Genomic DNA, 24,927 nt, shown 5'->3' on the forward strand with positions numbered 1-24,927 from the left:
GCCTCCTGCACCCGACCGAAAGGCCCTCCGTGTCCCCGACGCCCGCCCGCATCACCGCGGTCGACACCCACGACATCCGCTTCCCCACCTCACGCGAACTCGACGGCTCCGACGCGATGAACCCGGACCCCGACTACTCGGCGGCCTACGTCGTCCTGCGCACGGACGCGCCCGACGGGCACGAGGGGCACGGATTCGCCTTCACCATCGGGCGGGGCAACGAGGTGCAGGTCGCCGCGATCGAGGCGCTGCGCGGGCATCTGGTCGGCCGGGACCTGGACGAGCTGTGCGCCGACCCCTCCACCGTGAACCGAGACCTGATCGGCGACAGCCAGCTGCGCTGGCTCGGACCCGAGAAGGGCGTGATGCACATGGCGATCGGCGCCGTCGTCAACGCCGTGTGGGACCTGGCCGCCAAGCGCGCCGGCCTGCCGCTGTGGCGGCTGCTCGCCGAGGCCGAACCCGAATGGATCGTCCGCCAGGTCGACTTCCGCTACCTCACCGACGCCCTCACCCCCGAGGAGGCCCTGACCCTCCTGCGCCGGGGCCGGCAGGGCGCGAAGGAGCGCACGGCCCGCCTGCTGGAGCGCGGCTACCCCGCCTACACCACCTCGCCCGGCTGGCTCGGCTACGACGACGAGAAACTGACCCGGCTCGCGTCCCAGGCCGTCGCCGACGGCTTCCGGCAGATCAAACTGAAGGTCGGCGCCGACCTCGACGACGACATCCGCCGCTGCCGCGTGGCGCGCTCGGTCATCGGGCCCGACGTCCGGATGGCCGTCGACGCCAACCAGCGCTGGGACGTCGACGAGGCGATCCGCTGGACCAAGGCCCTCGCCGCGTTCGACCCCTACTGGATCGAGGAACCCACCAGCCCCGACGACGTCCTCGGCCACGCGGCGATCCGCCGGGCCGTCGCCCCCGTGAAGGTCGCCACCGGCGAACACGTGCAGAACCGGATCGTCTTCAAACAGCTCCTCCAGGCCGGTGCGCTCGACATCGTCCAGATCGACGCGGCCCGCGTCGGTGGCGTCCCCGAGAACCTCGCGATCCTGCTGCTCGCCGCCAAGTCCGGCGTGCCGGTCTGCCCGCACGCGGGCGGCGTCGGCCTGTGCGAACTCGTCCAGCACCTGTCGATGTTCGACTACGTGGCCCTCACCGGCACCACCGAGGACCGCGTCATCGAGTACGTCGACCACCTGCACGACCACTTCCTCGACCCGGTGGTGATCCGCGAAGGTCACTACACGGCACCCACCGCGCCGGGCTTCTCGGCGGCCATGCGGCCCGAGTCGCTGGCGCGGTACACCTACCCGGGCGGCGCGTTCTGGGCCGCCGACCTCGACGAGACGAAGAGGGAGCAGGCCGAATGAGCGACTTCGAGGGGCTGAATGCCCTGGTGACGGGCGGCGCCTCCGGCATCGGCCGGGCCACCGCCGAACTCCTGGCCGAGCGCGGCGCCCGGGTCGCCGTCCTCGACCTGGACCCGTCGTCCGTCGGCAAGCCGCTGTTCGCCCACCGCGCGGACGTCACCGACGACGCGTCCGTGCGCCACGCCGTCACGGCCGCGGTCGCCGACCTCGGCGGCGTCCTCGATGTCCTGGTGAACAACGCGGGCATCGGCGCTCAGGGCACCGTCGAGGACAACCCCGACGACGAGTGGCACCGCGTCTACGACGTCAACGTGCTCGGCATGGTGCGCACCACCCGCGCCTGTCTGCCCCACCTGCGCGCCTCCGGGCACGCGGCGATCGTCAACACCTGTTCCATCGCGGCCACCGCGGGCCTGCCGCACCGCGCCCTGTACAGCGCCACCAAGGGCGCGGTGTACTCCCTGACCCTCGCCATGGCCGCCGACCACGTCCGCGAGGGCATCCGCGTCAACTGCGTCAACCCGGGCACGGTCGACACCCCGTGGGTCGGCCGCCTCCTCGACGCCGCGCCCGATCCGGCCGCCGAACGGGCCGCCCTGGAGGCCCGCCAGCCCACCGGCAGGCTGGTCTCCGCGACCGAGGTCGCGGGCGCCATCGCCTACCTGGCGAGCCCCCACTCCGGCGCCACCACCGGCACCGCGCTCGCCGTCGACGGAGGCATGCAGGGCCTGCGGCTGCGCCCGGTGGCCCGGTGAACCGGCTCGGCGCCAGCGGCGTCGAGGTCAGCGCCCTGTCCTTCGGCGCCGCCGCCATCGGCAACCTGTACACCGAGGTCGGCGAGGAGCAGGCGCACGAGGCCGTGGACGCCGCCTGGCAGCGGGGCATCCGCTACTTCGACACCGCACCGCACTACGGCCTCGGCCTGTCCGAACGCCGCCTGGGCGCCGCCCTGCGCGAGCGCCCCCGGGACCGCTACACGATCTCCACGAAGGTGGGCCGCCGCCTGGAGCCCTCGGGCGGCACCGGCGACGATCTCGGGGGCGGCTTCGCCGTGCCTGCGACCCACCGCCGCGTGTGGGACTTCAGCGCCGACGGCGTACGCCGCACCCTGGAGGCCAGCCTGGAACGCCTCGGCCTCGACAGGGTCGACGTCGTCTACCTCCACGACCCGGACGACCACGCCGAACGGGCCTTCCGTGAGGGCTACCCCGCGCTGGAGAGGCTCCGCTCCGAGGGCGTGGTGGGTGCGATCGGCGCCGGGATGAACCAGGCGGAGATGCTCACCCGCTTCGTCCGGGACACCGACGTCGACGTGGTCCTGTGCGCCGGCCGCTACACCCTGCTCGACCAGAGCGCCCTCACCGGCCTGCTGCCCGCGGCCCACGAACGCGGCACGTCCGTCGTCATCGGCGGCGCCTTCAACTCCGGCCTGCTGGCGAACCCCAGACCCGGCGCCACGTACAACTACACCGCTGCGCCCTCCGAGCTGGTCGACAGGGCCCTGCGGCTGAAGTCCGTCGCCCACCGCCACGGCACCACGCTGCGCGCCGCCGCCCTGGCCTTCTGCGCGGCCCACCCGGCCGTCGCCAGCGTCCTCGTCGGCGCCCGCTCGGCCCACGAAGTGCGCGACTGCGCCCACCAGTTCGCCGCCCGGGTACCCGCCGGGTTCTGGCAGGACCTGCGCGACAACGGCCTGCTGCCCGCCGACGCGCCGGTTCCGGGCGAGGAGGCGTCATGAGAGTCGCCCTGCACACCAAGGTCCGCGCCGACCGCGTCGCGGAGTACGAGGCGGCCCACCGCGAGGTGCCGGAGGAGCTCACCGACGCCATCCGCGCCGCCGGCGCCACCTCCTGGACGATCTGGCGCGGCGGAACCGATCTCTTCCACGTGCTGGAGTGCGAGGACTACGCCCGGCTCCTCGCCGAACTGGAGAGACTGCCGGTCAACGTCGCCTGGCAGGCCCGCATGGCCGACCTGCTGGACGTCGTGCACGACTACTCCGGCGAGGGCGCGGACGCCGGCCTGCCCGTCGTCTGGGAGCTGCCGTCATGACCGTCGTCGACGCCCACCACCACGTGTGGGACCTGTCCGTACGGGACCAGGACTGGATCACCGGCCCCGAACTCGCCCCCCTGCGCCGCACCTTCACGATGCAGGACCTTGAACCCGAGGCGAGGGCCGCCGGAGTGGGCCGCACGGTCCTCGTCCAGACGATCACCGTGCCCGGGGAGACCCCGGAGTTCCTGGCCCTGGCCGAGGAACACGACCTGATCGCGGGCGTCGTCGGCTGGACCGACCTCACCCGCCCCGACGTCGCCGACGAACTCGCCCGGCTGCGCGAACTGCCCGGCGGGCCGTACCTCAAGGGCATCCGCCACCAGGTCCAGGGCGAGTCCGACCCCGCTTGGCTGCTGCGCGCGGACGTCCGGCGCGGACTGGCCGCCGTCGCCGACGCCGGACTGGTCTACGATCTCGTCGTCCTGCCCCACCAGCTCCCGGCCTGCGTCCGGGCCGCCGAGGACCTGCCCGGCCTCACTTTCGTCCTCGACCACCTGGGCAAACCGCCCATCGCCTCGGGCGCCCTCGAACCCTGGGCGTCCGGCCTGCGCGCCCTCGCCGCCCTGCCGAACACGGCGGCCAAGCTGTCCGGCCTGGTCACCGAGGCCGACCTCGCCTCCTGGACCGTCGAGGACCTGCGCCCCTACGCCGACGCGGCCCTGGAGGCCTTCGGGCCCGGCAGGCTGATGTACGGCTCGGACTGGCCGGTGTCCACTCTCGGGGCGGCCTACGGAGACATCCTCGACGCCACGCGCCGGCTGACCGACCCGCACGATCACCCGCAGATCTTCGAGACCACCGCCACCCGCGTCTACGGCCTGTGAACCGGTCCCGCCAGACGGGTCGGCGGCAGGTACTCCCGCACGAACGTCCGCTCCCAGCACGCGCCCGTCTCCCGCAGCTCGCGCCACGTCGTGTAGCGGTACCGGAACAGGCGGGCGCGCACGTACCGCGGGGGCTCGTCCGGCGGGAAAGGCGAGCGGCGCAGCAGCTTCAGGGTGTCCCGGTCGTTCTCCAGCAGCCGCTCCATCAGCGTGCCGAACCAGGCGTCGGCGTAGGCGGGGGAGAGGGCCGCGAACCACATCAGCCAGTCGAGCCGCAGGTGATAGGGCGCGAACTGGCGGGGCCAGCGCCGCGGATCGCCCGGCTTGCCCTTGAACTCGTACTCCCGCCAGTCCGAGCCGGCACGCGGTACGTCATCCCGGGTGCCCTCCACCACCACCTCGTACCGCACCCGGCTCACGCTGCCGAACGCCCCGTAGGTGTTGACCAGATGGATCGGGTCGAAGGAGCGGTTCATCACCTGCCGGCGGGACAGCATGTTGCGTACCGGCCGGTAGCTGAGGCCCACCAGCAGTGTGGCCACCACGAGGACCACCACCACGAACCACAGGGGAGCTTCGGGCACCTCGGGCGGATCGGCCGGGAAGCGCACCACCGACAGCGCCAGCACGATCGTGATCCAGTTCAGCCAGGAGAAGTTGCCCGACAGCACCAGCCACAGCTGGGTGACGATCATCAGCGAGGCGGCGGCCGTCGCGACGGGCTGCGGCGTGAACAGCAGGAACGGCACCACGAGCTGGGTGACGTGGTTCGCGGCCACCTCGACGCGGTGCAGGGGCCGGGGCAGATGGTGGAAGAACCAGCTCAGCGGACCCGGCATGGGCTGGGTCTCGTGATGGTGGTCCAGGCAGGTGAGCTTGCGCCAGCACGCGTCGCCGCGCATCTTGATCAGCCCCGCGCCGAACTCCACCCGGAACAGGATCCACCGCAGCAGGAACAGCACCACGACCGGCGGCGCCACCTCGTCGTTGCCGAGGAACACGGCGAGGAACCCGACTTCCAGCAGCAGTGACTCCCAGCCGAACGAGTACCAGGTCTGCCCGACGTTGACGATCGACAGGTACAGCGCCCACGGCACCAGCCACAGCAGCATCCCGCCCCACAGCGGAAGCAGCGAGTCCAGCCCGGCCAGCAGCGCCGCCGCCACCGCGCAGCCCGCCCAGGCGCAGAGCGCGAAGAAGCGGTCCGAGTAGTGCCACTGGAACAGGCTCGGCGCCCGCCGGAACGGCACCCGCTCCACGAACCGCGGCACGGGCAGCATGCCGCGCCGCCCGATCAGCGGACGGAACTGGAGGGCCGCTGTCAGGAACGCCACCAGATACACGGCGGCCAACGCCCGCTGGAAGACCAGCCGGGTCAGCCAGTAGTCGGATGCGGTGAACCACTCCACGGCCGTGCGCTCCTCCTCCCTGCGCGGCGCATGAGTCCGCTGTCACGCTCCGTGTGCCGTCGCTCCGGTTGCGTAACCCGAGTGAGCGAACCAAACAATAGTGACGAACGGCCGGAAACGGGCCGAGGTGAGCGGGAGGGCGAGGTGCGGACATCCACCGGGGCCTCCTTCCTGGCCTGCGTGCTCTCGGCGGCGCTCCTCTCGGGCTGCGGCGGCGCCACCGGTCGCGGCGGCAGCACCGGTCTCGGCGACGACGCGGGCGCCGGTGGTGAACTCCTCCTCCAGCCGGCAGCCGATCCGGGGCCCGACCCCTTCACGGATTCCACGGCCCTCACGGCGGCTACCCCGTCCCCCGCCCCGCGAACGCCGGCCGGCACCGACCGGGCCTCCACCGCCTCGGGCGGGCCGCGCTCCCTCTCCGGCAAAACGCCCGGCCTGTACGGCGGCACCGAGCGGACCGGCAGCTGCGACATCGGCCGGCAGGTCGGCCGGCTCACCCGCGACCCCGTCCGGGGCCGCGCCTTCGCCGGGGCCGCGGGCATCTCCCCGGCGTCCCTCCCCGACCATGTGCGCGCACTGACGCCGGTCGTCCTGCGCGCCGACACCCGCGTCACCGGCCACGGCTTCCGGGCCGGACGGATCACCCGCCACCAGTCCGTCCTCCAGGCCGGCACCGCCGTCCTGGTCGACGACCGCGGCCTGCCGCGCCTGCGCTGCGCCTGCGGCAACCCGCTCCGCCCTCCGGTGGCGCCGCGCGGCACACCGGTCACCACAGGCACGCCCTGGCCCGGTTACCGCCCCGGCGAGGCGATCGTGGTGCCCCCCGCGCCGCGGGCCGTCACCGGCTTCACGATCATCGACAGCGCCACCCGGGCCTGGATCGAGCGCCGCACCGGCCACGACGTACGCCACGACCGGGCCCTGCCCCCGCCGAGCTGGGCGACACACCCACCGCAGCCGCCCCGGACTCCCGACCCGGACCCGGGCCCCGGCACGCGCAGCGCATCCCCCCGGGACGTCCCGGCAGACGCGAGCCTCCCCGACACGAACACGAACACGAACACGAACACGGGCCCGCTCACGGACACCGGCAGCACGGACACGGACATCGACACGCCCGTACCGCCAGCCGTGGAGACCACCCCGCCTCCCGGCCGGCCGGCCGAACCGGAGGATTCCGGCGAGCCGGACGAGGCCGGACCCGACGCCGTCCCGGACAACCCCGACCCGCCCGACGGCGCCGGGCTCATTCCCGACGACAGGGCCGCCCGACGCATCCCCGACAGCTCCACAAACGTCTTCACCGACTGAGGGCCGGTCCGGGGGAGCGGCTCGTAGACTCGGCACATCCATCCGGTCGAAGAATCGGACGAATCCTGGCAAGGTGGGCCCATGGCTGATCGGGGAGCGAGCGCCCTGTCCCTCCCGGACGACTGGCCCGCCCACCCGGACCCGATTCTCGCGCTCAACCGGATGGGCAGCTTCGACTGGGACCTGGACACCGGCCTGATGCAGATGGACGCCCAGGCCCACGAAGTCTTCGACGTGCGCCCCGACGAGTACGACGACCACCCCGAGACCCTCGCCAAGCGCGTCCCGCCCGACGAGTCCCGGCGCCTGGACACCGCGGTCTCCCAGGCCCTGAAGGACGGCAGCGAGAACTACGGCGCCTACTTCCGCATCCGGCGCCGCGACGGCACCCTGCGCTGGACCCACACCCAGGGCTACATCCGGCGCGACGACACCGGGCGCCCCCGCCGCATCATCGGCATCCTCCGGGACGCCACCCAGGAACTCGGAGAGAGCGCCGCCCGCCGCGACCAGGCCGCCCAGGACGAGGCCCGCCGGTGGCAGACCAGCGTCGTCGAACTCACCACGGCCGCCCTCGCTCACGCCCGCACCGTCCAGGACGTCATCGACGTCCTCAAGGACACCCACGGCCTCACCCACCTGGGCGCCGCCAGCCTCGTCATGGGCCTGGTCGAGGCCGGCCGCATCCGCCTGGTCGCCGAGGGGCCCGCCGACAGCTTCGTGCCCGGCACCCGCGTCACACGGATCGACGAGCCCTACCCGATGAGCGAGGTCGTCCGGACCCTGCGCCCGTGCTTCATCGAGTCCCCGCAGGAGTTCGCCGAGCGCTTCCCGATCCTGTGGCCCCACATCACCGACCTCGACATCACCTCGGCCGCCTATCTGCCGCTCATCGTCCAGGCCCGGCCGATCGGCGCGGTGGGGCTGCTCTACAGCGACCGGTACGGCTTCACGTCCGAGGAACGCAACATCCTCGTCGCCCTCGGCAGCAGCATCGCGCAGAGCCTGCAGCGGGCCATGTTCTACGAGCAGGAGACGGACCTCGCGCAGGGCCTCCAGCAGGCCATGCTGCCCCGGACCATCCCGAGCGTGCCCGGCGCCGACGTCGCCGTGCGCTACCGCGCCGCCACCATCGGCGGCTCCTTCGGCCGGGACATCGGCGGCGACTGGTACGACCTGATCCCGCTGCCCGGCGGCCGGGTCGGCGCCGTCATCGGCGACGTCCAGGGCCACGACACGCACGCGGCCGCCGTCATGGGCCAGTTGCGCATCGTGCTGCGCGCCTACGCCGCCGAAGGGCACCCCCCGGCCACCGTCATGGCCCGGGCCTCCGTCTTCCTGCACGAACTCGACACCGACCGCTCCGCGACCTGCCTCTACGCCGAGGCCGATCTGACCACCGGCGTGCTCCAGATGGTCCGGGCCGGGCACATCGACCCGCTGGTGCGGCACACCGACGGCTCCTGCCGCCGCGTCACCGTCCCCGGCGGGCTGCCGCTCGGCCTGTCCGCGGAGTTCGGCCGCCTCGACTACCCCGTGGGCACCCTGGAGCTCGACCCCGGAGACACCCTGCTGCTGTGCACCGACGGCCTGGTGGAGCAGCCCGGCGCCGACCTCGACGACGGCATGCGCACCCTCACCGCGCTCGTCGACACCGGCCCCGAGGACGTACGGGACCTCGCCGACCGGCTCATCGAGGTGGCCGCCGAGCGCGGCGGCGACGACGACGTGGCGCTGCTCCTGCTGCGCCGCCGTGGTCCCGACGGCCCGCAGTCCGGCCGTCGGCTCCAGCGGCACGTGGCGCCCGGCGACCCCGGGGCCCTCGCCGAGGCCCGCCATATGATCCGCACCGCGGTCACCGGGTGGGGAGCCGGTGAGCGCGCCGACGAGATCGAACTGGTCGCCGACGAGCTGATCACCAACGCCCTGATGCACACCGAGGGCTCCGCGGTCGTCACCCTGCGGGCGTTCACCGGCTCGGAGCGCCGGCTGCGCGTCGAGGTCGAGGACTCCTCCAGCGCCCTGCCCCGCCGCCGGGACGCGGGCGACGCGGGCGTCTCCGGGCGGGGCCTGCTCCTGGTCGAGCTGCTCACCGACGTCTGGGGCGTGGAGGCCCGGGGCGGCGGCAAGGCGGTGTGGTGCGAGTTCGTGGTGCCCGACTCCGGCTGACCGGGCGTGGCACTCTGGACCCATGCCGGAACTCCCCGAGGTCGAGGCGCTCAAGGACTTCCTGACCGAGCACCTCGTCGGCCGCGAGATCGTACGGGTGCTGCCCGTGGCGATCAGCGTCCTGAAGACGTACGACCCGCCCTTGTCCGCGCTGGAGGGCCACGAGGTCGCGGCCGTACGCCGGTACGGCAAGTTCCTCGACCTGCGGACCGCGGACGGCCCGCACCTCGTGACGCACCTGGCCCGTGCGGGCTGGCTGCACTGGAAGGACCGCCTCCCCGACGGCCCGCCCCGCCCCGGCAAGGGCCCCCTCGCGCTGCGCGTGGCCCTGGAGACCGGCGCCGGGTTCGACCTGACCGAGGCCGGCACCCAGAAGCGGCTCGCGGTGTACGTCGTGGGCGACCCGCAGGAGGTCCCGGGCGTGGCCCGGCTCGGTCCCGATCCGCTCGCGGACGACTTCGACGAGCGGCGCCTCGCGGAACTCCTGGGCGGGGAACGGCGTCAGCTCAAGGGCGCGTTGCGCGACCAGAGCCTGATCGCGGGCGTGGGCAACGCCTACAGTGACGAGATCCTGCACGCGGCGAGGATGTCGCCCTTCAAGCTGGCGGCGTCCCTGAACGAGGAGGAGACCGGACGGCTGTACGCGGCCCTGCGCGACACGCTCACCGAGGCGGTCGAGCGGTCCCGGGGCGTGGCCGCGGGGCGGCTGAAGGCCGAGAAGAAGAGCGGACTGCGCGTCCACGGCCGTACCGGCGAGCCCTGCCCGGTGTGCGGCGACACCATCCGCGAGGTGTCCTTCGCCGATTCCTCGCTCCAGTACTGCCCGACCTGCCAGACGGGCGGCAAGCCGCTCGCGGACCGCAGGATGTCCCGCCTGCTCAAGTGAGACGGGGGCGCGTCAGCGGGTCGGCGGTGTCCACTCGAACATCAGGATGGTCGCGTCGTCGCGCAGCCGGCTGGTGGGCGAGTCGAGGATGGAGTGGATGAGCCGCCGCAGCGTCTCGGGCGCCAGCTCGCCCGCGGCCATCGCCCGGATGATGTAGTCGGCGAATTGTTCGAGGCCGAACTCGGCGCCGTCGCCGGTCCGGGCCTCGGTCACCCCGTCGGTGTACATCAGGACCCGGTCGCCGGGCTTCAGCGCGATCTCGTGCGTCTGCCGCCGCCGTCCGGCGAGCAGGGACGGCTGCCCCACCGGCGGATCGGGCTCGCGCAGCATGGCGTCGGTGTGCAGCCGCTGGTCGCGGATGAGCAGCGGGGTGGGGTGCCCGCAGTTGCTCCACCGCAGCACTCCGGACGCCAGGTCCAGCTGGGCCAGGACGCCCGTGCAGAACTGGTCGGGGAGCCAGTGCGCCAGGGCGTCGTCGACGCACTCGACCAGTTCGGGCAGGTCCGCCCCGGTCCGCCGGGCGTTGCGGCACGCGGCCAGCGCCACGGCCGTGGTGAGCCCGGAGGCCAGGTCGTGCCCCACGGCGTCGAGGACCGTGGCGTGCAGGGCCGACTCCGTGAGGGAGTGGTCGAAGGCGTCGCCGCCGAGTTCGTAGGCCGGCTCCAGCACGGCCGTGGACACCACGTGCGCGGTGCCGATGGTGCGCGGCGGCAGGAAGGCCCGCAGCATCTCGGCGGGCAGTTGCATCGGCTCGGTGCGCGTACGCCGGACGAAGGAGTCCTTGTACGCCCGCTTCGACGTGATCATCATGGCGAGCAGGGCGGCGAGGGCCCGGCCGCGGCGCAGCACAGCCGGCGTCAGGGACGGGGACAGCACGGCGAGGACGCCGAGCCGCTCGGCGCCGTCCAGGAGGGGGACCCAGGCCGTCATGCCGCCCGTCTCGGACTCCTCGACCCGCAGCGACTGGGTGCGGTAGGTCCAGCCGGCGAGCGAGGCGTCGACGGGCAGGGACCGGGTCACGTCGGTGAGCGGCACGAGCCGGCGCTGCTGGAGGTCGGCGAGGTACACCACGGAGTGCTGGAGCCCGAGGGCCGCGGTGCAGCGGGCGACCGCGGCGGGCAGTTCCAGCGCCGAGGCCTCCGGGTCGGCGAGGAACTCCTCCAGGCGACCGTCGCCGGTCTCTGCCGTCGTCACCTCGTCTCCCTCCGCCGGGACCGCGGGCACCCGGTGATCTCCCGGGTGCGTCGTCCAGCAGTCTCACACCGGGGCGTGGGGAGCGCCCGGCGGCCGGGGCGGGCGGATGGTCAGCTCGGCTGGAGTCTCCACAGGACCTCGCCGGAGGCCGAGCGGATCTCGTAGCGGGCGATCTGCCCCGGATGCATGGAGGAGCTGGCCATCATCGTGTCGGGGTCGGCGTCGTGACCGGGCCCGTGCCAGCTGGTCGCGGTCTCCTCGGTGCCGTCGCGTCCGACGATGACCAGGTGGCAGGCGCGCGGCCCCGCGGCGTCCTTCACCTTCAGCTCGACCTGGCTGCCCGAGGCCTCGTCCGCCGTCGTGACCTGCGCCCAGACCCCCGTCCGCGCGTCGGTCGCCGCGACCGTTCGGCGCTCCTCGGCGCTGCTGCCCTGGGCCATCATCGCGATGCCCGGTACGGACGCCGCGAAGACCACCGAGGCGGCCAGGGCGAACAGCAGGCGTCTGCGTCCGGCCCGGCGCCGGGTCGCCACCTCGGCGAGCAGCGCGTCCAGCATGCGCGGACCGGGCTGCGCCATCGGGTGCACGAACCGGGGCGTGGAGCGCCGGTACAGCATCAACTGCCGTGTGGTGGGGCCGAATTCCGTCACCTCTGCAGCGCACCGAGGGCACTCCATGAGGTGGTCCTCGAAGCGGAAGGCCTCCGCCTCGTCCAGCACGCCGAGCGCGTAGGCCGCGACGTCGCGATGCCTCTCCAGGGACCTCATGCCGAATCCTCGTGCCGTTGGGTGCGGGTGGGGTTACTCCTTGCTCCCACCGGTACGGACCAGGCAACGGAATCACTCAAGCCGGTGACACAATCGCAACCAAAGGATTCGGAGCCCTCCGGCTCCCGGATTGGTCCTGGGCCGCAGAAATCTAAAAAAGATGGATGGCGAGGTGGCCCAGGGGGAGTCCGAGCTGCCAGGCGGGCGTCCAGACCTTCGGCCCGTCGTCCTCCCCGACCACCGGGCCGCCGCCCGGAACCGCGTTCAGGTCGGGCGCGAGCAGCTCCGTCTCCTGCAGCCAGCGCCAGGCCTCCTCCGCGAGGTCCAGGTCCGCCGCGGGGCCGCCCGTCCGCGCGGCGCCCGCGGCGAGATCGGCCAGCCGCTCGCGTACCCACTCCTGCCACGGCTGGTCGTACGCGGTCAGCGACAGCCACGTCTCCAGCTGGGTGACGACCCGGATGCCGGACAGCTCCCCGTCGGTGTCGGACAGGAAGATGGTCAGCGCCAGGGCGTCCCGCCCGGCGCGGAACTCGAAGGACGTCGGCGGCATCAGATCGCCCGTCCGCAGCAGCTCGTCGGCGATGTACTCGGCGTACAACCACGCCATGGGGACGGTCAGTTCGCCGTCGGCGCCGTCCGTGCTCCCCTGCTCTCTGTCCAGCATCCCTTCCTGCCTTCCTCCGGTACGTGCGCGTTGCCCGACACCGGGCCCCCGGGGACGCTGACGGCCCCCTCCGGAACACGGATGAGAACAGCCGATTACTCAACCGGGGTCATCGGCAAGGCGCTTTACGGAGGCTTGACCCATCCATTGGTTTCACCGCAGGTCGCCGGCGTAACCCGGGAGCACCCTGCGCAGGGCGCGCAGCGCGTAGTACGCGCGGGACTTCACGGTACCGGGCGGGATCCCGAGGGTCGCCGCTGCTTCCGCCACACTCGCCCCCTGGAAGTACACGAGCACCAGGACTTCACGGTGCTGCGGAGTGAGTGTCTTCACAGCCTGGCGGACGTCGAGCATCGCCGCGGCCCGTTCGGCGTGGTCGGAGATGACCCGCGCGTTCTCCAGCACCGCGTCGCCGACCTCGGGCGGACGGGCCTGGCGGGCCCGCCGGGCGTCGATCGCGAGCCGCCGCGCGACGGTCATCAGCCAGGGCCGTACGGAGTCGAAGTCGTCGGCCCGCAGGGCCTCGGGGTGCTGCCAGGCACGCACCAGAGTCTCCTGGACCAGGTCTTCCGCGCGCTGCCGGTCGCCGTCGCAGAGCCGCAGCAGCAGCGCGAAGAGGGGCCGGCCGTGCTCCCGCTGCAGTGCGGCGAGCTCGTGCTCGGCGGTCGTTCCGTTCGTGAGAGTGGATCCGGCCGTCATGGCCGTATGCCACCGCAGGGCGTGGCCCCGGCACAGGGCACGTACCCGGCTGTGCGGCGGACGGTCGATCGCGTCGACGAACGGTTCGACGAACGGTCGGGTGCCCGGCCATGTGGGTGCCGGAGGGGCTGTTGAGCGTGTCGGAGCCGCGTGGGGCGTCGAGAGCCTTCTTTCCTGATTGTGTGTAAATACGACCACAACGCCCACAGTGGGGTGAATGCATGCTCGCGCGCAGTCGACAGATCGCCCTGGCCCTGACCGTCGTCCTCGCCGCAGGCGCCGCCTGCCAGGCCCGCGGCCAGGACAAGCCCGACCGCGGACGCCCGGCACCGGCCGCCGCCGGGCCCCGCGGCTTCACACTCGTCGCCTCCGGTGACGTCCTCCCGCACAGCACGATCATCGACCGGGCCCGCTTCGACGCCGGCGGCAACGGCTACGACTTCCGGCCGATGCTCGCCGGGATCCGCTCCGTCGTCTCCCGCGCCGACCTGTCCCTGTGCCACATGGAGACCGTCTACGGCGCGGACGGCGTCTACACCGGCTACCCGGCCTTCAAGTCCCCGCCCGAGGTGGCCCGGGCCCTCGCCGTCACCGGCTACGACGGCTGCTCCACCGCCTCCAACCACACCCTGGACGACGGCGCCGACGGCATCCGCCGCACCCTCGACGCCCTCGACCGCGCAGGGGTCCGGCACGCCGGATCGGCCCGCACCGAGGAGGAGGCACGCACGACGACGGTCCTGCGGGCGGGCACGGCCACGGTCGCCCACCTCGCCTACACCTACGACACCAACGGCTTCCCCCTCCCGGACGGGCAGCCCTGGGCCGTCGACCTCATCGACGAGGCCAGGATCATCGAGGACGCCCGGGCCGCGCGCCGCGGGGGCGCCGACGTCGTCGCGGTCTCCCTGCACTGGGGCACCGAGTGGCAGGACGCCCCCGACGACCGGCAGCTGACCCTGGCCCGGACCCTCACCGCCGCACGCACCGGGGACCGCCCCGACATCGACCTGATCCTCGGCACCCACGCACACGTCCCGCAGGCCTACGAGAAGGTCAACGGCACCTGGGTGATCTACGGCATGGGGGACCAGATCGCCGGCGAGATGACCAACCACGAGGGCGCCAAGGATCCGCGGGGCAACCAGTCCACCCTCGGCCGCTTCACCTTCGCCCCGCCCGCACGGCCGGGCGAGCGCTGGAAGGTGACGAAGGCGGAGTTCGTCCCGCAACTGTTCGACGTCGACGCGGGCCGGGTCGTGAACCTCAACCGGGCGATCGCCCAGGGCGCCGACGCCCGGGCCGTCCGCGACCGCATCCGAGACGTCGTGCTCAGCCGCGGCGCGGCCGGGGACGGACTGGTGATGGGGGAGTAACCCCGCTCCGGCTGCCACGGCCCCGCGGACACCTGACGGTGGCTCACGACGGCCCGGCCGCGCGGCAGCGGCCCGGCACGGCCCCGGGCGATCACCCTGCCGCACCGCCCCGCCCGGGCGTCACCGTGCTACGGCACCACCGTCACCGGCCACCGCCCCGCCTTCACCAGGCGTACCGCCACCGAGCCGACGATGCGGTGGCCGGCCTGCTCCGAGGCGCCCACCACCACCGCGTCCGCCTTCAGTTCGTCGGCCGCCGCCACCAGGCCGTTGTACGGATCGCCGCGGAAGGTGTGGAACTCCCAGCGGACCTCGAACATCCCCTTGAGCCGCTCGGCCGCGTCCCGGATCTGCGCCACCAGGTCCTCGGCGATCTCGTCCGTCGTCTCCGCCACCGGCGCCCCCAGCGCCGCGCCCGCCGCCAGCACCGGCTGCACGTACACCACGGCGAGCAGCGCGTGCTGCCGGCGGGCCAGACCGGCGGCGTAGGCCGCGGCCCGCAGGGAGGAGTCGGAGCCGTCCACCCCGACCACGATCACCTTGGGCCCGTCCGTGCCCCGCTCGAACCGATGGGCGTGCTGTTCCGTCACGCCGCGAGGCTATCGGAACCCCCCGTCCCACCGGCCGGGCGGGACGCGGAATCTGCGCACGCGGTTGCCGGACGGGATGCGCGGGTCTCCTGGGCCGCTCGGTGCGGGAGCGCTCGACGCGCGACAAGGCGCGGGTGTTCCTAGAGTCGAAAGCATGAGCGTCATCGCGGACACCGGGACGGCCGAGGACACCTCAGGCGCCATACGGCCGCCCCGCCGGGCGCACGGCTTCCTGAGCCGGGTACCCGAGGGCTTCGCGGTCTTCTTCGGCGCCCTCGGTCTGCTCTGCGCCCTGCTGGCGCTGATCCCCCCGCTGCGCACCGGGCTGCGCCCGCTCGTCCGCTTCCTGGACCTGCTGCTCGTCCCGGTCAGCGCCAACCTCGCCTACGCCGTCTTCCTGTTCCTGCTCGCCGCCGCGACCGGCGCCCGCAAGAAGATCGCCTGGTGGCTGGTCGTCGTCTACCTGGGCCTGCTCGTCCTCACCGACATCCTCGGCATGGCCGTCGGCGAGTTCGCCGAGTCCGTCCCGTCCTTCGTGGTGTGCGGTCTCGCCCTGATCCTGCTGATCTACGCCCGCAAGGAGTTCTACGCCGCCTCCCGACGCGCCGCCGTCCGCCGGGCCCTGGCCGTCCTGGTGGCCGGCCTGGCCGTGGCGATCCTGGTCGGCTGGGCGCTGGTCGAGGCGTTCCCCGGCAGTCTGCCGAGCGGCGAACGCCTGGCCTGGGCCGCGAACCGGGTGTGCGGCGGCCTGGTCCCCGCCGGGTCCTTCGACGGCCGCCCGCCGCACGCCCTGTTCTTCCTGCTCGGCCTGTTCGGCGCGCTCGCCCTGCTGAACGCGGCCGCCACCCTGTTCCGCTCCCAGCGCCTGGAAGCCGCCCTGCACGACGACGAGGAGGCCCGCATTCGCGCCCTCCTCGGCCGCTACGGCGACCAGGACTCCCTCGGCTACTTCGCCACCCGCCGCGACAAGGCCGCCGTCTTCTCGCCCAGCGGCAAGGCCGCCGTCACCTACCGCGTCGAGGCCGGGGTGTGCCTGGCCAGCGGCGACCCGGTGGGCGACCGGGAGGCCTGGCCGCACGCGATCGCCGCCTGGCAGGACGTGGCCCGTCGCTACGCCTGGGTGCCGGCCGTGATGGGAGCCTCCGAGGAGGGCGCCCGGGCCTTCGTCCGTGCCGGGCTCGGTGCGCTCCAGCTGGGTGACGAGGCGATCCTGCACGTCCTCGACTTCGACCTCGACGGCCGCGACATGCGCGTCACCCGCCAGGCCGTCAACCGGGTCCGCCGCACCGGCGTCACCTGCCGGGTCCGCCGCCACTCCACCCTCTCCGAGGAGGAGATGCGCCAGCTCGTCGAACGGGCCGACGCCTGGCGCGACACGGAGACCGAACGCGGCTTCTCCATGGCCCTGGACCGCCTCGGCGACCCCGCCGACGGCGACTGCCTCCTCGCCGAGGCCCTCGACCAGGACGGCCGGCTCCTGGCCATCCAGTCCTTCGTGCCCTGGGGCAAGGACGGCGTCTCCCTGGACCTGATGCGCCGTGACCGCGCCGCCCCCAACGGCGTCGTGGAGTTCATGGTCGCCGAACTGTGCGCAGCCGCCCCGAGACTCGGCGTGCGCAAGGTCTCCCTGAACTTCGCCGTGTTCCGCTCCGTGTTCGAGGAGGGCGCCCGCATCGGCGCGGGACCCGTGCTCCGCCTCTGGCGCCGCCTGCTGCTGTTCTTCTCCAAGTGGTGGCAACTGGAGGCCCTGTACCGCTCCAACGCCAAGTACCACCCCGAGTGGTACCCCCGCTTCCTCTGCTACGCGGAAGCCGCGTCCCTCGCGCGGGTCGGTCTCGCCTCAGGCATCGCCGAGGGCTTCGTCTCCGTACCGTCGATGCGCACGTTGTGGGGCAAGGGAAAGGGGCACCCGAAGGGCGGACAGCGGCCCGCCACCACCGAGGGGCTGCCGTCGTTGGCGGCGCTCGGCCTCGCCGGAGGGGACGGGACCGGGCCCGCCGACCCCCTCTCCGGCCTGCCCGACCAGGTCCGCGTCCGGCACCGCAAACTCGACCGGCTGCGCGCCGACGGAACCGACCCCTACCCGGTGGGTGTCCCGGCCCGCACCCACACCCTCGCCGAGGTCCGGCCGGGCGAGCAGGTCACCGTCGCCGGCCGGATCATGCTGGTCCGCGACTTCGGCGGCATCGTCTTCGTCGTCCTGCGCGACTGGTCGGGCGACCACCAACTCGCCCTCACCCGTGACCGCTCCGGCCCCGCCCTGGACCGCTTCACCGCCGACACCGACATCGGCGACCACATCACCGTCACCGGCCGGGCGGGCGTCAGCGACAAGGGCCGGCCCACCGTCTTCGTCACCTCCTGGCAGCTCACCGGCAAGTGCCTGCGTCCGCTGCCGGACAAGCGCCGGGGCCTGGCCGACCCGGAGGCCAAGGTCCGCATGCGCTACCTCGACCTGGCCGCCAGCCCCGCAGCCCGCGATGTGGTCCGCGCCCGCTCCACCGCCGTCCAGGCCGTGCGTCAGGGTCTGTTGGCACGCGGCTACCTGGAGGTCGAGACGCCGGTGCTCCAGCAGATCCACGGCGGCGCCAACGCCCGGCCCTTCACCACCCACATCAACGCCTACGACCTCGACCTGTACTTGCGCATCGCCCCCGAGCTGTACCTCAAGCGGTTGTGCGTGGGCGGAATGGAGAAGGTCTTCGAGATGGGCCGCACCTTCCGCAACGAGGGCACGGACTACAAGCACAACCCCGAGTTCACCATCCTGGAGGCCTACCAGGCGTACGCCGACTACGACGTGATGCTCGACCTCGTCCGTGAACTGATCCAGGGCGCCGCCACCGCCGCGTTCGGCAAGCCCGTCGCCCACAAGGACGGCGAGGAGTACGACATCTCCGGCCAGTGGCCCGTCAAGACCGTCTACGGCGCCGTCAGCGAGGCCCTCGGCGAGGAGATCCACCCCGGCACCGAACTGCCCGGGCTGTTGCGGCTCTGTGACCGCGCCGGCGTGCCGTACACCGCCGACGACGGCCACGGCGACGTCGTCCTGGAGATGTACGAGCGGCTCGTCGAGGAGAAGACCCGGCTGCCCACCTTCTACAAGGACTTCCCCACAGACGTCTCCCCGCTGACCCGGCAGCACCGCACCGACCCGCGTCTCGCCGAGCGCTGGGACCTCGTCGCCTTCGGCACCGAACTCGGCACCGCCTACTCCGAACTCACCGACCCCGTCGAGCAGCGCCGCCGCCTCACCGCCCAGTCCCTGCTCGCCGCCGGCGGCGATCCCGAGGCGATGGAGCTCGACGAGGACTTCCTCGACGCCCTCGAATACGCCATGCCGCCCACCGGCGGCCTCGGCATCGGCGTGGACCGGCTGGTCATGTTCCTCACCGGACTGACCATCAGGGAGACGCTGCCGTTCCCCCTGGTGCGCCGCCGCTGACCCACCTGCGTGGGCCGAACGGGTGAAAGCGCGCCGCCACACCGGTGTTGCTCGCGTGCGTCGGCCTCCCGCCGGGCGACTGATGAGTCATGAAGAAGGATCAGTTGCTCTCCCGGCTGCTCACTCGGCGCCGGGCGTTGATCGCGGGGGCCGGCGCCGTGGGAGCGGCCGCCACGGCCGGAGTGGTCACGGCTGTCACCGGGGACGGAACCGTCACCTCCGCTCCGGCCGCGGGCCCGCAGACCCGCCGCCTCGTCAAGTCCTCCGCGTACCGGCTGCAGCCCCTGACCGGCTACGGCCCGCCGCGCGCGGCGCCCCGGCGGACCCTGGTGCGCCGCGAACCGCTGCTGCGCGTGTCCGGCCGGGGCCGCACCATGGTGCTGACCTTCGACGACGGCCCCGATCCCCGCTACACCCCGGACATCCTGGACACCCTGGCCGAGTACGACGTGCGCGCGATGTTCTTCGTGTGCGGCGAGATGGTCGCCGGCGGCAGGAGGATGCTGGCCCGGATGGCGGACGAAGGCCACGTCGTGGGGAACCACACCTGGTCCCACCCGTTGCTCACCCGCCTCAGCCGCAGGCAGATCCGCTCCGAGATGGAACGCACCTCCGACGTCATCGAGGACGCCTACGGGGAGCGCCCCGAGTGGTTCCGCGCGCCCTACGGAGCCTGGAACCGCGCCGCCTTCCAGATCGGCGCCGAACTGGGCATGGAACCCCTCGCCTGGACGGTCGACACCCTCGACTGGACCACCCCCGGGGCCCGGTCCATCGCGAACCGGGTCGAACGCGGCGCCGCCCCAGGCGTCGTGGTGCTCGCGCACGACGCCGGGGGCGACCGCTCACAGAGCGTGCGGGCCCTGCGGCGCTACCTCCCCGAACTGCTGGACTCCGGCTACCACGTCACGGTGCCCCGGCGGCATTACGCGTAAGGACGTCGCGGGGCTTTCGCCCGCCAGGCCGGGAACGCTCAGCGCACCTCGACCAGGCGGGCGAAGGCGACGACGTTCCCCGCATATCCCTCCTGTTCGGAGAAACCGCCGCCGCAGGTGATGACCCGCAATTCCGCCGCGCCCTTGGACGCGTAGACACGGTCGCCGGGGAAATTGTCCTTCTCGAACACCTCGACGCCGTAGATCTCGAACTCGGCCGTCTTTCCGTCCTGCCGGGCGACCTCGACGCGATGTCCCTGCTTCAGGGCCCCCAGTCCGTAGAACACGGCAGGGCCCTGCTGGTTGTCGACATGGCCGACCACGACCGCGGTGCCCTTCTCCCCGGGGGTGACGGCCCCGGTGAACCAGCCGGCCAGGTTGGGATCCTCCGGCGGCGGTGCGCCGACCCAGCCGTCCGCGTCCAGCCCGACGGGGACGATCGGCGCGTCGACCTGGATCGCCGGGATCCGGACCCGGTCCGGGAGGGCGTAGGGCAAGGGCCGCACGGTCCCGGCGAAGGTGCCGCCCGGTACCCGGCTGTCCGCCGCGGCCGCCGTCGCCGGCTGCGGCGGGCCCTCGTCGAACTCCCCCGAACCGTTCCGGATGAGCGCGAGGCCGGTCAGCAGAACCAGCGCTATCACGCCCCACGGGGCACGCTTCTTCCGCCGCGCCTCCTCTTCCGCCTCGGCCAGCTCGGACGCAGACATTCGCCATCCCCTCTCGACGCGGCCGTCGCCGTGTCCATCGCGCATAGCGACACGCTAAGTGGCGTGCGGGAAACCGGCGACGGGGCGGCGGCGAACGGGTGGCCGGGGGAGGCACGGGGCGGTGCGGCGACATGTGGTGCGCCATCCGAGTTGCCGTCGCGAGGAAATTTCTGACGGCCCGTGACCTGCGGTGATGTCCGAATGGGAGCCTTCCCTGCACGGCCTTCGCTCACCGGTACGGACCATTGTCGAAATGCGGCTCGGGGCACGGCAACTGACTGTCTTTCTGGGAGGCGCTTTCTCGCCGATCGACCGGGGACGGGTCCCGGGGCGTCTTCCGCGGAGGTTCACATGCGTAACACTCGTGCCCTGGCGGTCGCCGGCGCAGCGGTCGCCGCCCTCGGCCTCTCCGCCCCCGCGGCCGTCGCGTGGGACAAGCCCAGCAACATCGTCGTCCTGCCCAGTGTGATCGCCCGTGGCGGCCAGCTGACCATCACGGTCGACGGCTGCCGCAACGGCGGTACGGCGACGTCCAACGCGTTCTCGCCGACGCGGCTCTCGCCGGTCAGCGGCGGCGGCAAGGGCAACGAGGGCGACCGGGGCGGCGCCGGTAACGGGACCGCGCGGGGCACCGCCACCGTCAACAGCAACGCCCGCCCGGGGCCGTACGACGTCACGGTCACCTGTGACGGCGGGACGCTGACCAAGCCCCAGGCCTTCACCGTCATCGGCGGTGTCCGTGGCGGTATCGGCGGCAGCAGCACCACCGGTGCGACGCCGACCGACATGGCCATCGGAGGCGGTCTCGTGGCCGCGGCGGTGGTCGGCGGCGGTGTGTTCTGGATGCGCCGCCGGACCGAGCGGAACATCTGACGCCATCGCCGCACGCATCTTCGACGCGCCGTCACCTCGCACGTGAAACGGTCTTCGCCCCGGCTCTCCCTCATGAGGGAGAGCCGGGGCGAAGACCCCTGCGGTGCGGGAGGTGTCAGCCGGCGTCCTCGTCGGTGCGGCGGCGGGCGAAGTGGTAGGCGACGCCGAGCGACCCGGCGATGAGCGCGGCGCCGAGGCCGATCTCCTTGAGGTCGAAGCCGGCGACGGTGCCGCCCTCCCCGGCGTGCACCCCCTTGTGGGGGTGGCGCGTCGGGTGATGGGTGGGGTGGTGGGTCGGGCGGCCGCCCGCGATCGTCAGATGCGCGGTGCCGCTCGACTCGTCGCACTCGAACTCCACGTCGTACACGGCACCGGGCTTGGCGTCCCAGTCGACGGTGGCCGTCGCCCAGGACTCCTGCGGCGGGATGGTGACCAGGTCGAAGACCGGTGAGTCGACCGCCGCCTCACCCTGGCACGCCTCGTTGCGCACCACCCGCAGCGTGACGTCGCCCCCGGCCCTGACGGTGGAGGGCTCGACGCTGAAACCGAAGTCGGTCCGGATCGCCGCGTCGGCGGCGGGCACGCAGGAGGTGAGGGCGCCGGCGCCCAGCACTACGGCCGAAGCGAGGCATATCGCGCGCATGGTGGATCCTCCGGGTCCCCGAGGAGCAATCGCGGACCTGTTCCGCTCACGTCACAAATGCACCTCGATGCCTGAAACGCTAAGAACGTGCGCGGGGCGGCGCGATCGCAGTAGTGCGAATGGGGCACGGGCGTGGGCCGGCCGGGGGACACCGGCCGCGCGTCCGGGGGACGGCGACGGTGTGTCGCGCGCCCCCCGGCCGGAATCCGTGGTGCGGGGCGGCGTCAGTCCCCGACGCCCGGGAAGAGGTTCAGGAACGGGTCGGCCGAGGCGGTCACGCCCCTGCTGTAGGGAGAGTCGAAGTCCCAGATCAGGAACAGCAGGAAGGCGATCAGTGCCGAGAACAGCCCTGCCAGGACCAGCTCGCGTGTCGTTCTGCGGATCTGCAGGGCGAAGATCATCCCGATGGTGACGACGGCCCCGGCGATCAGCCCGAACCACACCACCCCCGGCATGGTCTCCCCGGTCGACTCCGCCCGGGAGATGCGGGCCTGGTTCGCCGCGGTCACCTGGTCCAGCAGCGGCTGGTAGGCCTGGGCCTCGAAGTCCGTCGCCGGCTCGTAGTCGGTGACGTCCTGGCGGATCCGCTCGAAGAGCCGGGCGCCGCGCTCGGTGACCTCGCCCTCGTCTGCCATCGTGTCCCACTCGGTGGTCACGACATGGCTCACATACGTGCGGATGTCGTCCCGGATGCGGTCGCGTTCCTCCGCCGGATAGACCCGTACCCGCTCCGAGATCTCGTGCAGCGCGGTCGCCTCGGCCTGGACGTGGTCCTGCGCGGCGCTGCGCCCCTCCCAGACACCGGCGATCGCCAGGCCCAGGACGATGGCGTAGACCACGCCGATCCACATCGTCATGTACTCGATGACATCCGGAGTCTCACTGGGGTCCTCGTCCTCGGGCGCCGCGCGGTGGCGTACGAAGGTGATGACGACCACCACGGCACAGGCGGCCAGCATCGCGAGGGTGAGAACAAGCCATTCCGGCAAGGGGTACCTCCAGGGCTTCAGGGATCAGCGCGCGCGCAGCGCGGCGACGGCCACCACCGCGGGCACCGTGACGAGCAGGACGAAGGTGAGCGGCGACAGCGTGCCGTTCGCCGGCCGGGGCCGGGGCGGCGCGGCGCGGTAGCGCGGGTAGTGCACCGGCGTCGCGGACGGACGCGGCGCGGGGGTGGCCGGCGGAGCAGGCGCCGGGGCAGCGGGTGCCGGGGGAGCGGGTGCCGGCGCAGCGGGTGCCGGCGGCACGGGCTTCGGGGCCGGCCGGGGCGTGGCCGGCACCGGTCGCGGCGCGGGCGGCGGCGCGGGTTCGGCCGTGGGGGTCGGCTTCGGGGGCGCAGGCTTCGGAGGCGGCGGCTCCGCTGTCGGGGTCGGCTTCGGCGGGGGCGTCGGCTTGGGCGGCGGAGGTTTCGGAGGAGGGCTCGGCGTGGGGGAGGGGCTCGGCGTGGGTGTCGGGCACGGCGGCTTGGTCGGCCAGGTCTTCTTGCTTCCGGCGTACGCCACCGCCTCGGTGCCGTCCGGCCCCGTCGAGGCGTACGCGCAGGCGTCGGCCACCGCAATCCCGGCCGGCGCGCCCACGAGCGCCCAGGTCAGCGTCGCCGCCGCCAAGGCCCGTGCCGCAAGGGCGGGTTGAGTCGAGAGGGGTCCATGCACGACGAAGATCATGAGCCCTGTGCCGCCAGGACGTGCCGGGGCGCAAGGGGATTGCCCCGAATGAGGGATCTTCGGGTGTCGCCGGTTTGATCAGCGGTAGCCCGCAGGGGGCTCGATGTGTACGTGTGTGCGACTCCGTGCGGGGCTCGTCGGAGGTTCCGGAAAGAAATTTGGCCGAGGGTTGAACACAATCGCTGCCCCCGTGCGTACTCATGACCGTGCGGCGGCGCAGCAGGGCGCTGCAACACCCTTGCGATTATGGGGAGTTGACGATGAAGACCTCCTGGCGGAGCGCCTCACTCGTGGCGAGCGCCGCGGCGGTCCTGGCGCTGACGACGGCGTGCGGTCAGGACAGCCCACCGGCGGCCAGCCAGAACGTGGGCGCCACGGCCGCGCCCGGGGACTACGGAAGCATCGGCTCGGGAACCGCGGGCGCTGCGGGCGGCGCCGCGACCGGTCAGCCGGCCGCGCCCAGCGCCTCCAGCCCGTCCAACCCCGCCGGCAAGCTGTCCGTCTCCACCGCCGAGAAGGTCGGCAAGGTGGTCACCGACAGCCTCGGCCTCACCCTGTACCGGTTCGACCAGGACACCGAGCAGCCGCCCAAGTCGAACTGCGACGGCGACTGCGCCAAGACCTGGCCGCCGGTCCCGGCCGACGACGCCGAGGCCGGCGAGGGCATCGACAAGGCGCTGCTCGGCTCGGTCACCCGCGCCGACGGCACCAAGCAGCTCACCGTCGCCGGCTGGCCGGCCTACCGCTACGCCAAGGACGTCAACGCCGGTGACGTCAAGGGCCAGGGTGTCGGCGGCAAGTGGTACGCGCTGGCCCCCGACGGCAAGAAGGCGCAGGGAGGCGGGGCCGGCGGTGAGGAGGTCGGGGCGCTGCCCGGGCTGTCCACCCGCAACGACCCCAAGCTGGGCGAGATCGTCATCGACAAGAACGGCATGACGGTCTACCGGTTCATGAAGGACTCGCAGTGGCCGATGAAGACCGCGTGCACGGGGGACTGCCTGGAGAAGTGGCCGGTCATCGCGCCGGTCGACGAGAAGGACACCAAGGGGATCGACCTTCAGGGGTCCACGCCCAACCGGGGCTACGTCGTCTTCGACCGCCCTGACGGCATCAAGCAGCAGACCATCGACTGCATCCCGATCTACACCTTCGCGGGTGACAAGAAGGCCGGTGACACCAACGGTCAGGGTGTCGGCGGCACCTGGTACGCCATCCGCCCCGACGGGAAGCCGGTCGGCGCCTCGGAAAAGTAGAGGAACCTCCCCAGGGCTGATCGTCTCGTCCAGCCGAAGCGCAGACCCGGTCCGCCCCTCCGTGCCCCACGGAGGGGCGGACCGTTT

24 protein-coding genes are annotated in these 24,927 nt (G+C 72.9%); 14 read left to right on the forward strand and 10 right to left on the reverse strand.

What is annotated here, in order from left to right; translation table 11 throughout:
• The first annotated feature begins 29 nt into the window (after positions 1-29).
• Genes A4E84_RS35625 through A4E84_RS35645 form a run of 5 tightly spaced genes read left to right on the forward strand, consistent with a single transcriptional unit; the run spans position 30 to position 4,255 of the window.
• Positions 30-1,373, forward strand: a complete 1,344-nt coding sequence (locus A4E84_RS35625; protein ID WP_062930500.1) for an L-fuconate dehydratase — start codon at positions 30-32, stop codon at positions 1,371-1,373.
• On the forward strand, positions 1,370-2,128 hold the full coding sequence (locus tag A4E84_RS35630; RefSeq protein ID WP_062930501.1) for an SDR family NAD(P)-dependent oxidoreductase: 759 nt from the start codon (positions 1,370-1,372) through the stop codon (positions 2,126-2,128). The genes A4E84_RS35625 and A4E84_RS35630 overlap by 4 nt, the downstream gene beginning before the upstream one ends.
• Entirely contained in the window at positions 2,125-3,111 is a 987-nt protein-coding gene (locus A4E84_RS35635) for an aldo/keto reductase (protein WP_062930502.1), read from the forward strand. The genes A4E84_RS35630 and A4E84_RS35635 overlap by 4 nt, the downstream gene beginning before the upstream one ends.
• Positions 3,108-3,425, forward strand: a complete 318-nt coding sequence (locus tag A4E84_RS35640; RefSeq protein WP_062930503.1) for an L-rhamnose mutarotase — start codon at positions 3,108-3,110, stop codon at positions 3,423-3,425. The genes A4E84_RS35635 and A4E84_RS35640 overlap by 4 nt, the downstream gene beginning before the upstream one ends.
• Positions 3,422-4,255: an amidohydrolase family protein gene (locus A4E84_RS35645; RefSeq protein ID WP_062930504.1), complete on the forward strand. Its 834-nt coding sequence runs from the start codon at positions 3,422-3,424 to the stop codon at positions 4,253-4,255. The genes A4E84_RS35640 and A4E84_RS35645 overlap by 4 nt, the downstream gene beginning before the upstream one ends.
• Here A4E84_RS35645 and A4E84_RS35650 read toward each other — a convergent pair.
• Positions 4,243-5,664 carry a lipase maturation factor family protein gene (locus A4E84_RS35650; RefSeq protein WP_062930505.1) on the reverse strand — a complete coding sequence of 474 codons (1,422 nt, stop codon included), beginning with the start codon at positions 5,662-5,664 and terminating at the stop codon, positions 4,243-4,245. The genes A4E84_RS35645 and A4E84_RS35650 overlap by 13 nt on opposite strands.
• Positions 5,665-5,808: 144 nt before the next feature.
• Here A4E84_RS35650 and A4E84_RS35655 point away from each other — a divergent pair, with 144 nt between their 5' ends.
• The 3 genes from A4E84_RS35655 (at position 5,809) to A4E84_RS35665 (ending at position 10,030) form a co-directional block, all read left to right on the forward strand.
• Positions 5,809-6,975: a DUF6777 domain-containing protein gene (locus tag A4E84_RS35655; protein ID WP_062930506.1), complete on the forward strand. Its 1,167-nt coding sequence runs from the start codon at positions 5,809-5,811 to the stop codon at positions 6,973-6,975.
• A gap of 81 nt (positions 6,976-7,056) precedes the next feature.
• Positions 7,057-9,144, forward strand: a complete 2,088-nt coding sequence (locus A4E84_RS35660; RefSeq protein ID WP_062930507.1) for a SpoIIE family protein phosphatase — start codon at positions 7,057-7,059, stop codon at positions 9,142-9,144.
• A 22-nt stretch (positions 9,145-9,166) separates the two neighbouring features.
• Positions 9,167-10,030: an Fpg/Nei family DNA glycosylase gene (locus tag A4E84_RS35665; RefSeq protein WP_062930508.1), complete on the forward strand. Its 864-nt coding sequence runs from the start codon at positions 9,167-9,169 to the stop codon at positions 10,028-10,030.
• A 12-nt stretch (positions 10,031-10,042) separates the two neighbouring features.
• Here A4E84_RS35665 and A4E84_RS35670 read toward each other — a convergent pair whose 3' ends face one another.
• The 4 genes from A4E84_RS35670 to A4E84_RS35685 all read right to left on the reverse strand — a co-directional run bounded on the left by A4E84_RS35670 (position 10,043) and on the right by A4E84_RS35685 (position 13,354).
• The gene (locus A4E84_RS35670; protein ID WP_062931745.1) at positions 10,043-11,224 is read right to left on the reverse strand and encodes a PP2C family protein-serine/threonine phosphatase; all 1,182 of its coding nucleotides are present in this window, start codon (positions 11,222-11,224) and stop codon (positions 10,043-10,045) included.
• Between the two features lie 110 nt (positions 11,225-11,334).
• Complete coding sequence (locus A4E84_RS35675) at positions 11,335-11,991, reverse strand: zf-HC2 domain-containing protein (protein ID WP_062930509.1); 657 nt, start codon at positions 11,989-11,991, stop codon at positions 11,335-11,337.
• Positions 11,992-12,142: 151 nt separating this feature from the next.
• Positions 12,143-12,655 carry a hypothetical protein gene (locus tag A4E84_RS35680; RefSeq protein WP_062930510.1) on the reverse strand — a complete coding sequence of 171 codons (513 nt, stop codon included), beginning with the start codon at positions 12,653-12,655 and terminating at the stop codon, positions 12,143-12,145.
• Between the two features lie 153 nt (positions 12,656-12,808).
• On the reverse strand, positions 12,809-13,354 hold the full coding sequence (locus tag A4E84_RS35685; protein WP_062930511.1) for a sigma-70 family RNA polymerase sigma factor: 546 nt from the start codon (positions 13,352-13,354) through the stop codon (positions 12,809-12,811).
• A gap of 221 nt (positions 13,355-13,575) precedes the next feature.
• On the opposite strand from A4E84_RS35685, the gene A4E84_RS35690 reads away from it, so the two are divergent.
• Positions 13,576-14,730: a CapA family protein gene (locus A4E84_RS35690; protein WP_062930512.1), complete on the forward strand. Its 1,155-nt coding sequence runs from the start codon at positions 13,576-13,578 to the stop codon at positions 14,728-14,730.
• Positions 14,731-14,858: 128 nt separating this feature from the next.
• On the opposite strand, the gene A4E84_RS35695 is transcribed toward A4E84_RS35690, so the two are convergent.
• Entirely contained in the window at positions 14,859-15,320 is a 462-nt protein-coding gene (locus A4E84_RS35695) for a universal stress protein (protein WP_062930513.1), read from the reverse strand.
• A 154-nt stretch (positions 15,321-15,474) separates the two neighbouring features.
• On the opposite strand from A4E84_RS35695, the gene lysX reads away from it, so the two are divergent.
• Positions 15,475-18,765: a bifunctional lysylphosphatidylglycerol synthetase/lysine--tRNA ligase LysX gene (lysX, locus tag A4E84_RS35700; protein WP_062930514.1), complete on the forward strand. Its 3,291-nt coding sequence runs from the start codon at positions 15,475-15,477 to the stop codon at positions 18,763-18,765.
• Positions 18,766-18,854: 89 nt separating this feature from the next.
• Complete coding sequence (locus A4E84_RS35705) at positions 18,855-19,700, forward strand: polysaccharide deacetylase family protein (protein WP_062930515.1); 846 nt, start codon at positions 18,855-18,857, stop codon at positions 19,698-19,700.
• 38 nt (positions 19,701-19,738) lie between these two features.
• Here the strand turns inward: A4E84_RS35705 and A4E84_RS35710 are convergent, their stop codons facing one another.
• A complete protein-coding gene (locus A4E84_RS35710; protein WP_062930516.1) occupies positions 19,739-20,407 on the reverse strand; it encodes a class F sortase in 669 nt (222 codons plus the stop codon).
• A 351-nt stretch (positions 20,408-20,758) separates the two neighbouring features.
• On the opposite strand from A4E84_RS35710, the gene A4E84_RS35715 reads away from it, so the two are divergent.
• Complete coding sequence (locus A4E84_RS35715; RefSeq protein WP_062930517.1) at positions 20,759-21,280, forward strand: hypothetical protein; 522 nt, start codon at positions 20,759-20,761, stop codon at positions 21,278-21,280.
• Between the two features lie 115 nt (positions 21,281-21,395).
• Here the strand turns inward: A4E84_RS35715 and A4E84_RS35720 are convergent, their stop codons facing one another.
• From A4E84_RS35720 to A4E84_RS45300, 3 genes are all read right to left on the reverse strand, one after another.
• A complete protein-coding gene (locus A4E84_RS35720; protein ID WP_062930518.1) occupies positions 21,396-21,923 on the reverse strand; it encodes a hypothetical protein in 528 nt (175 codons plus the stop codon).
• A gap of 224 nt (positions 21,924-22,147) precedes the next feature.
• Positions 22,148-22,882 (reverse strand): bestrophin-like domain, encoded by a 735-nt coding sequence (locus tag A4E84_RS35725; protein ID WP_062930519.1) that lies wholly within the window; start codon positions 22,880-22,882, stop codon positions 22,148-22,150.
• 54 nt (positions 22,883-22,936) lie between these two features.
• Positions 22,937-23,068, reverse strand: a complete 132-nt coding sequence (locus A4E84_RS45300) for a hypothetical protein (RefSeq protein ID WP_033308025.1) — start codon at positions 23,066-23,068, stop codon at positions 22,937-22,939.
• Between the two features lie 280 nt (positions 23,069-23,348).
• Here A4E84_RS45300 and A4E84_RS44940 point away from each other — a divergent pair, with 280 nt between their 5' ends.
• Positions 23,349-23,555 carry a hypothetical protein gene (locus A4E84_RS44940; protein ID WP_179955395.1) on the forward strand — a complete coding sequence of 69 codons (207 nt, stop codon included), beginning with the start codon at positions 23,349-23,351 and terminating at the stop codon, positions 23,553-23,555.
• 292 nt (positions 23,556-23,847) lie between these two features.
• Positions 23,848-24,840, forward strand: a complete 993-nt coding sequence (locus tag A4E84_RS35735) for an SCO0930 family lipoprotein (RefSeq protein ID WP_062930520.1) — start codon at positions 23,848-23,850, stop codon at positions 24,838-24,840.
• The last annotated feature ends 87 nt before the right edge of the window (positions 24,841-24,927 follow it).

The organism is Streptomyces qaidamensis, from assembly GCF_001611795.1.
In the GTDB taxonomy this organism is placed as follows: Bacteria; Actinomycetota; Actinomycetes; order Streptomycetales; family Streptomycetaceae; genus Streptomyces; species Streptomyces qaidamensis.

Excerpts from the sequence above, each read along its gene's own strand:
- A4E84_RS35630 (WP_062930501.1), top strand. The coding sequence starts at position 1,370 with ATGAGCGACTTCGAGGGGCTGAATGCCCTGGTGACGGGCGGCGCCTCC.
- A4E84_RS35640 (WP_062930503.1), top strand. The coding sequence starts at position 3,108 with ATGAGAGTCGCCCTGCACACCAAGGTCCGCGCCGACCGCGTCGCGGAG.
- A4E84_RS35645 (WP_062930504.1), top strand. The coding sequence starts at position 3,422 with ATGACCGTCGTCGACGCCCACCACCACGTGTGGGACCTGTCCGTACGG.
- A4E84_RS35660 (WP_062930507.1), top strand. The coding sequence starts at position 7,057 with ATGGCTGATCGGGGAGCGAGCGCCCTGTCCCTCCCGGACGACTGGCCC.
- A4E84_RS35665 (WP_062930508.1), top strand. The coding sequence starts at position 9,167 with ATGCCGGAACTCCCCGAGGTCGAGGCGCTCAAGGACTTCCTGACCGAG.
- A4E84_RS35675 (WP_062930509.1), bottom strand. The coding sequence starts at position 11,991 with ATGAGGTCCCTGGAGAGGCATCGCGACGTCGCGGCCTACGCGCTCGGC.
- A4E84_RS35680 (WP_062930510.1), bottom strand. The coding sequence starts at position 12,655 with ATGCTGGACAGAGAGCAGGGGAGCACGGACGGCGCCGACGGCGAACTG.
- A4E84_RS35685 (WP_062930511.1), bottom strand. The coding sequence starts at position 13,354 with ATGACGGCCGGATCCACTCTCACGAACGGAACGACCGCCGAGCACGAG.
- A4E84_RS35690 (WP_062930512.1), top strand. The coding sequence starts at position 13,576 with ATGCTCGCGCGCAGTCGACAGATCGCCCTGGCCCTGACCGTCGTCCTC.
- lysX (WP_062930514.1), top strand. The coding sequence starts at position 15,475 with ATGAGCGTCATCGCGGACACCGGGACGGCCGAGGACACCTCAGGCGCC.
- A4E84_RS35705 (WP_062930515.1), top strand. The coding sequence starts at position 18,855 with ATGAAGAAGGATCAGTTGCTCTCCCGGCTGCTCACTCGGCGCCGGGCG.
- A4E84_RS35710 (WP_062930516.1), bottom strand. The coding sequence starts at position 20,407 with ATGTCTGCGTCCGAGCTGGCCGAGGCGGAAGAGGAGGCGCGGCGGAAG.
- A4E84_RS35715 (WP_062930517.1), top strand. The coding sequence starts at position 20,759 with ATGCGTAACACTCGTGCCCTGGCGGTCGCCGGCGCAGCGGTCGCCGCC.
- A4E84_RS35720 (WP_062930518.1), bottom strand. The coding sequence starts at position 21,923 with ATGCGCGCGATATGCCTCGCTTCGGCCGTAGTGCTGGGCGCCGGCGCC.
- A4E84_RS35725 (WP_062930519.1), bottom strand. The coding sequence starts at position 22,882 with ATGCTGGCCGCCTGTGCCGTGGTGGTCGTCATCACCTTCGTACGCCAC.
- A4E84_RS35735 (WP_062930520.1), top strand. The coding sequence starts at position 23,848 with ATGAAGACCTCCTGGCGGAGCGCCTCACTCGTGGCGAGCGCCGCGGCG.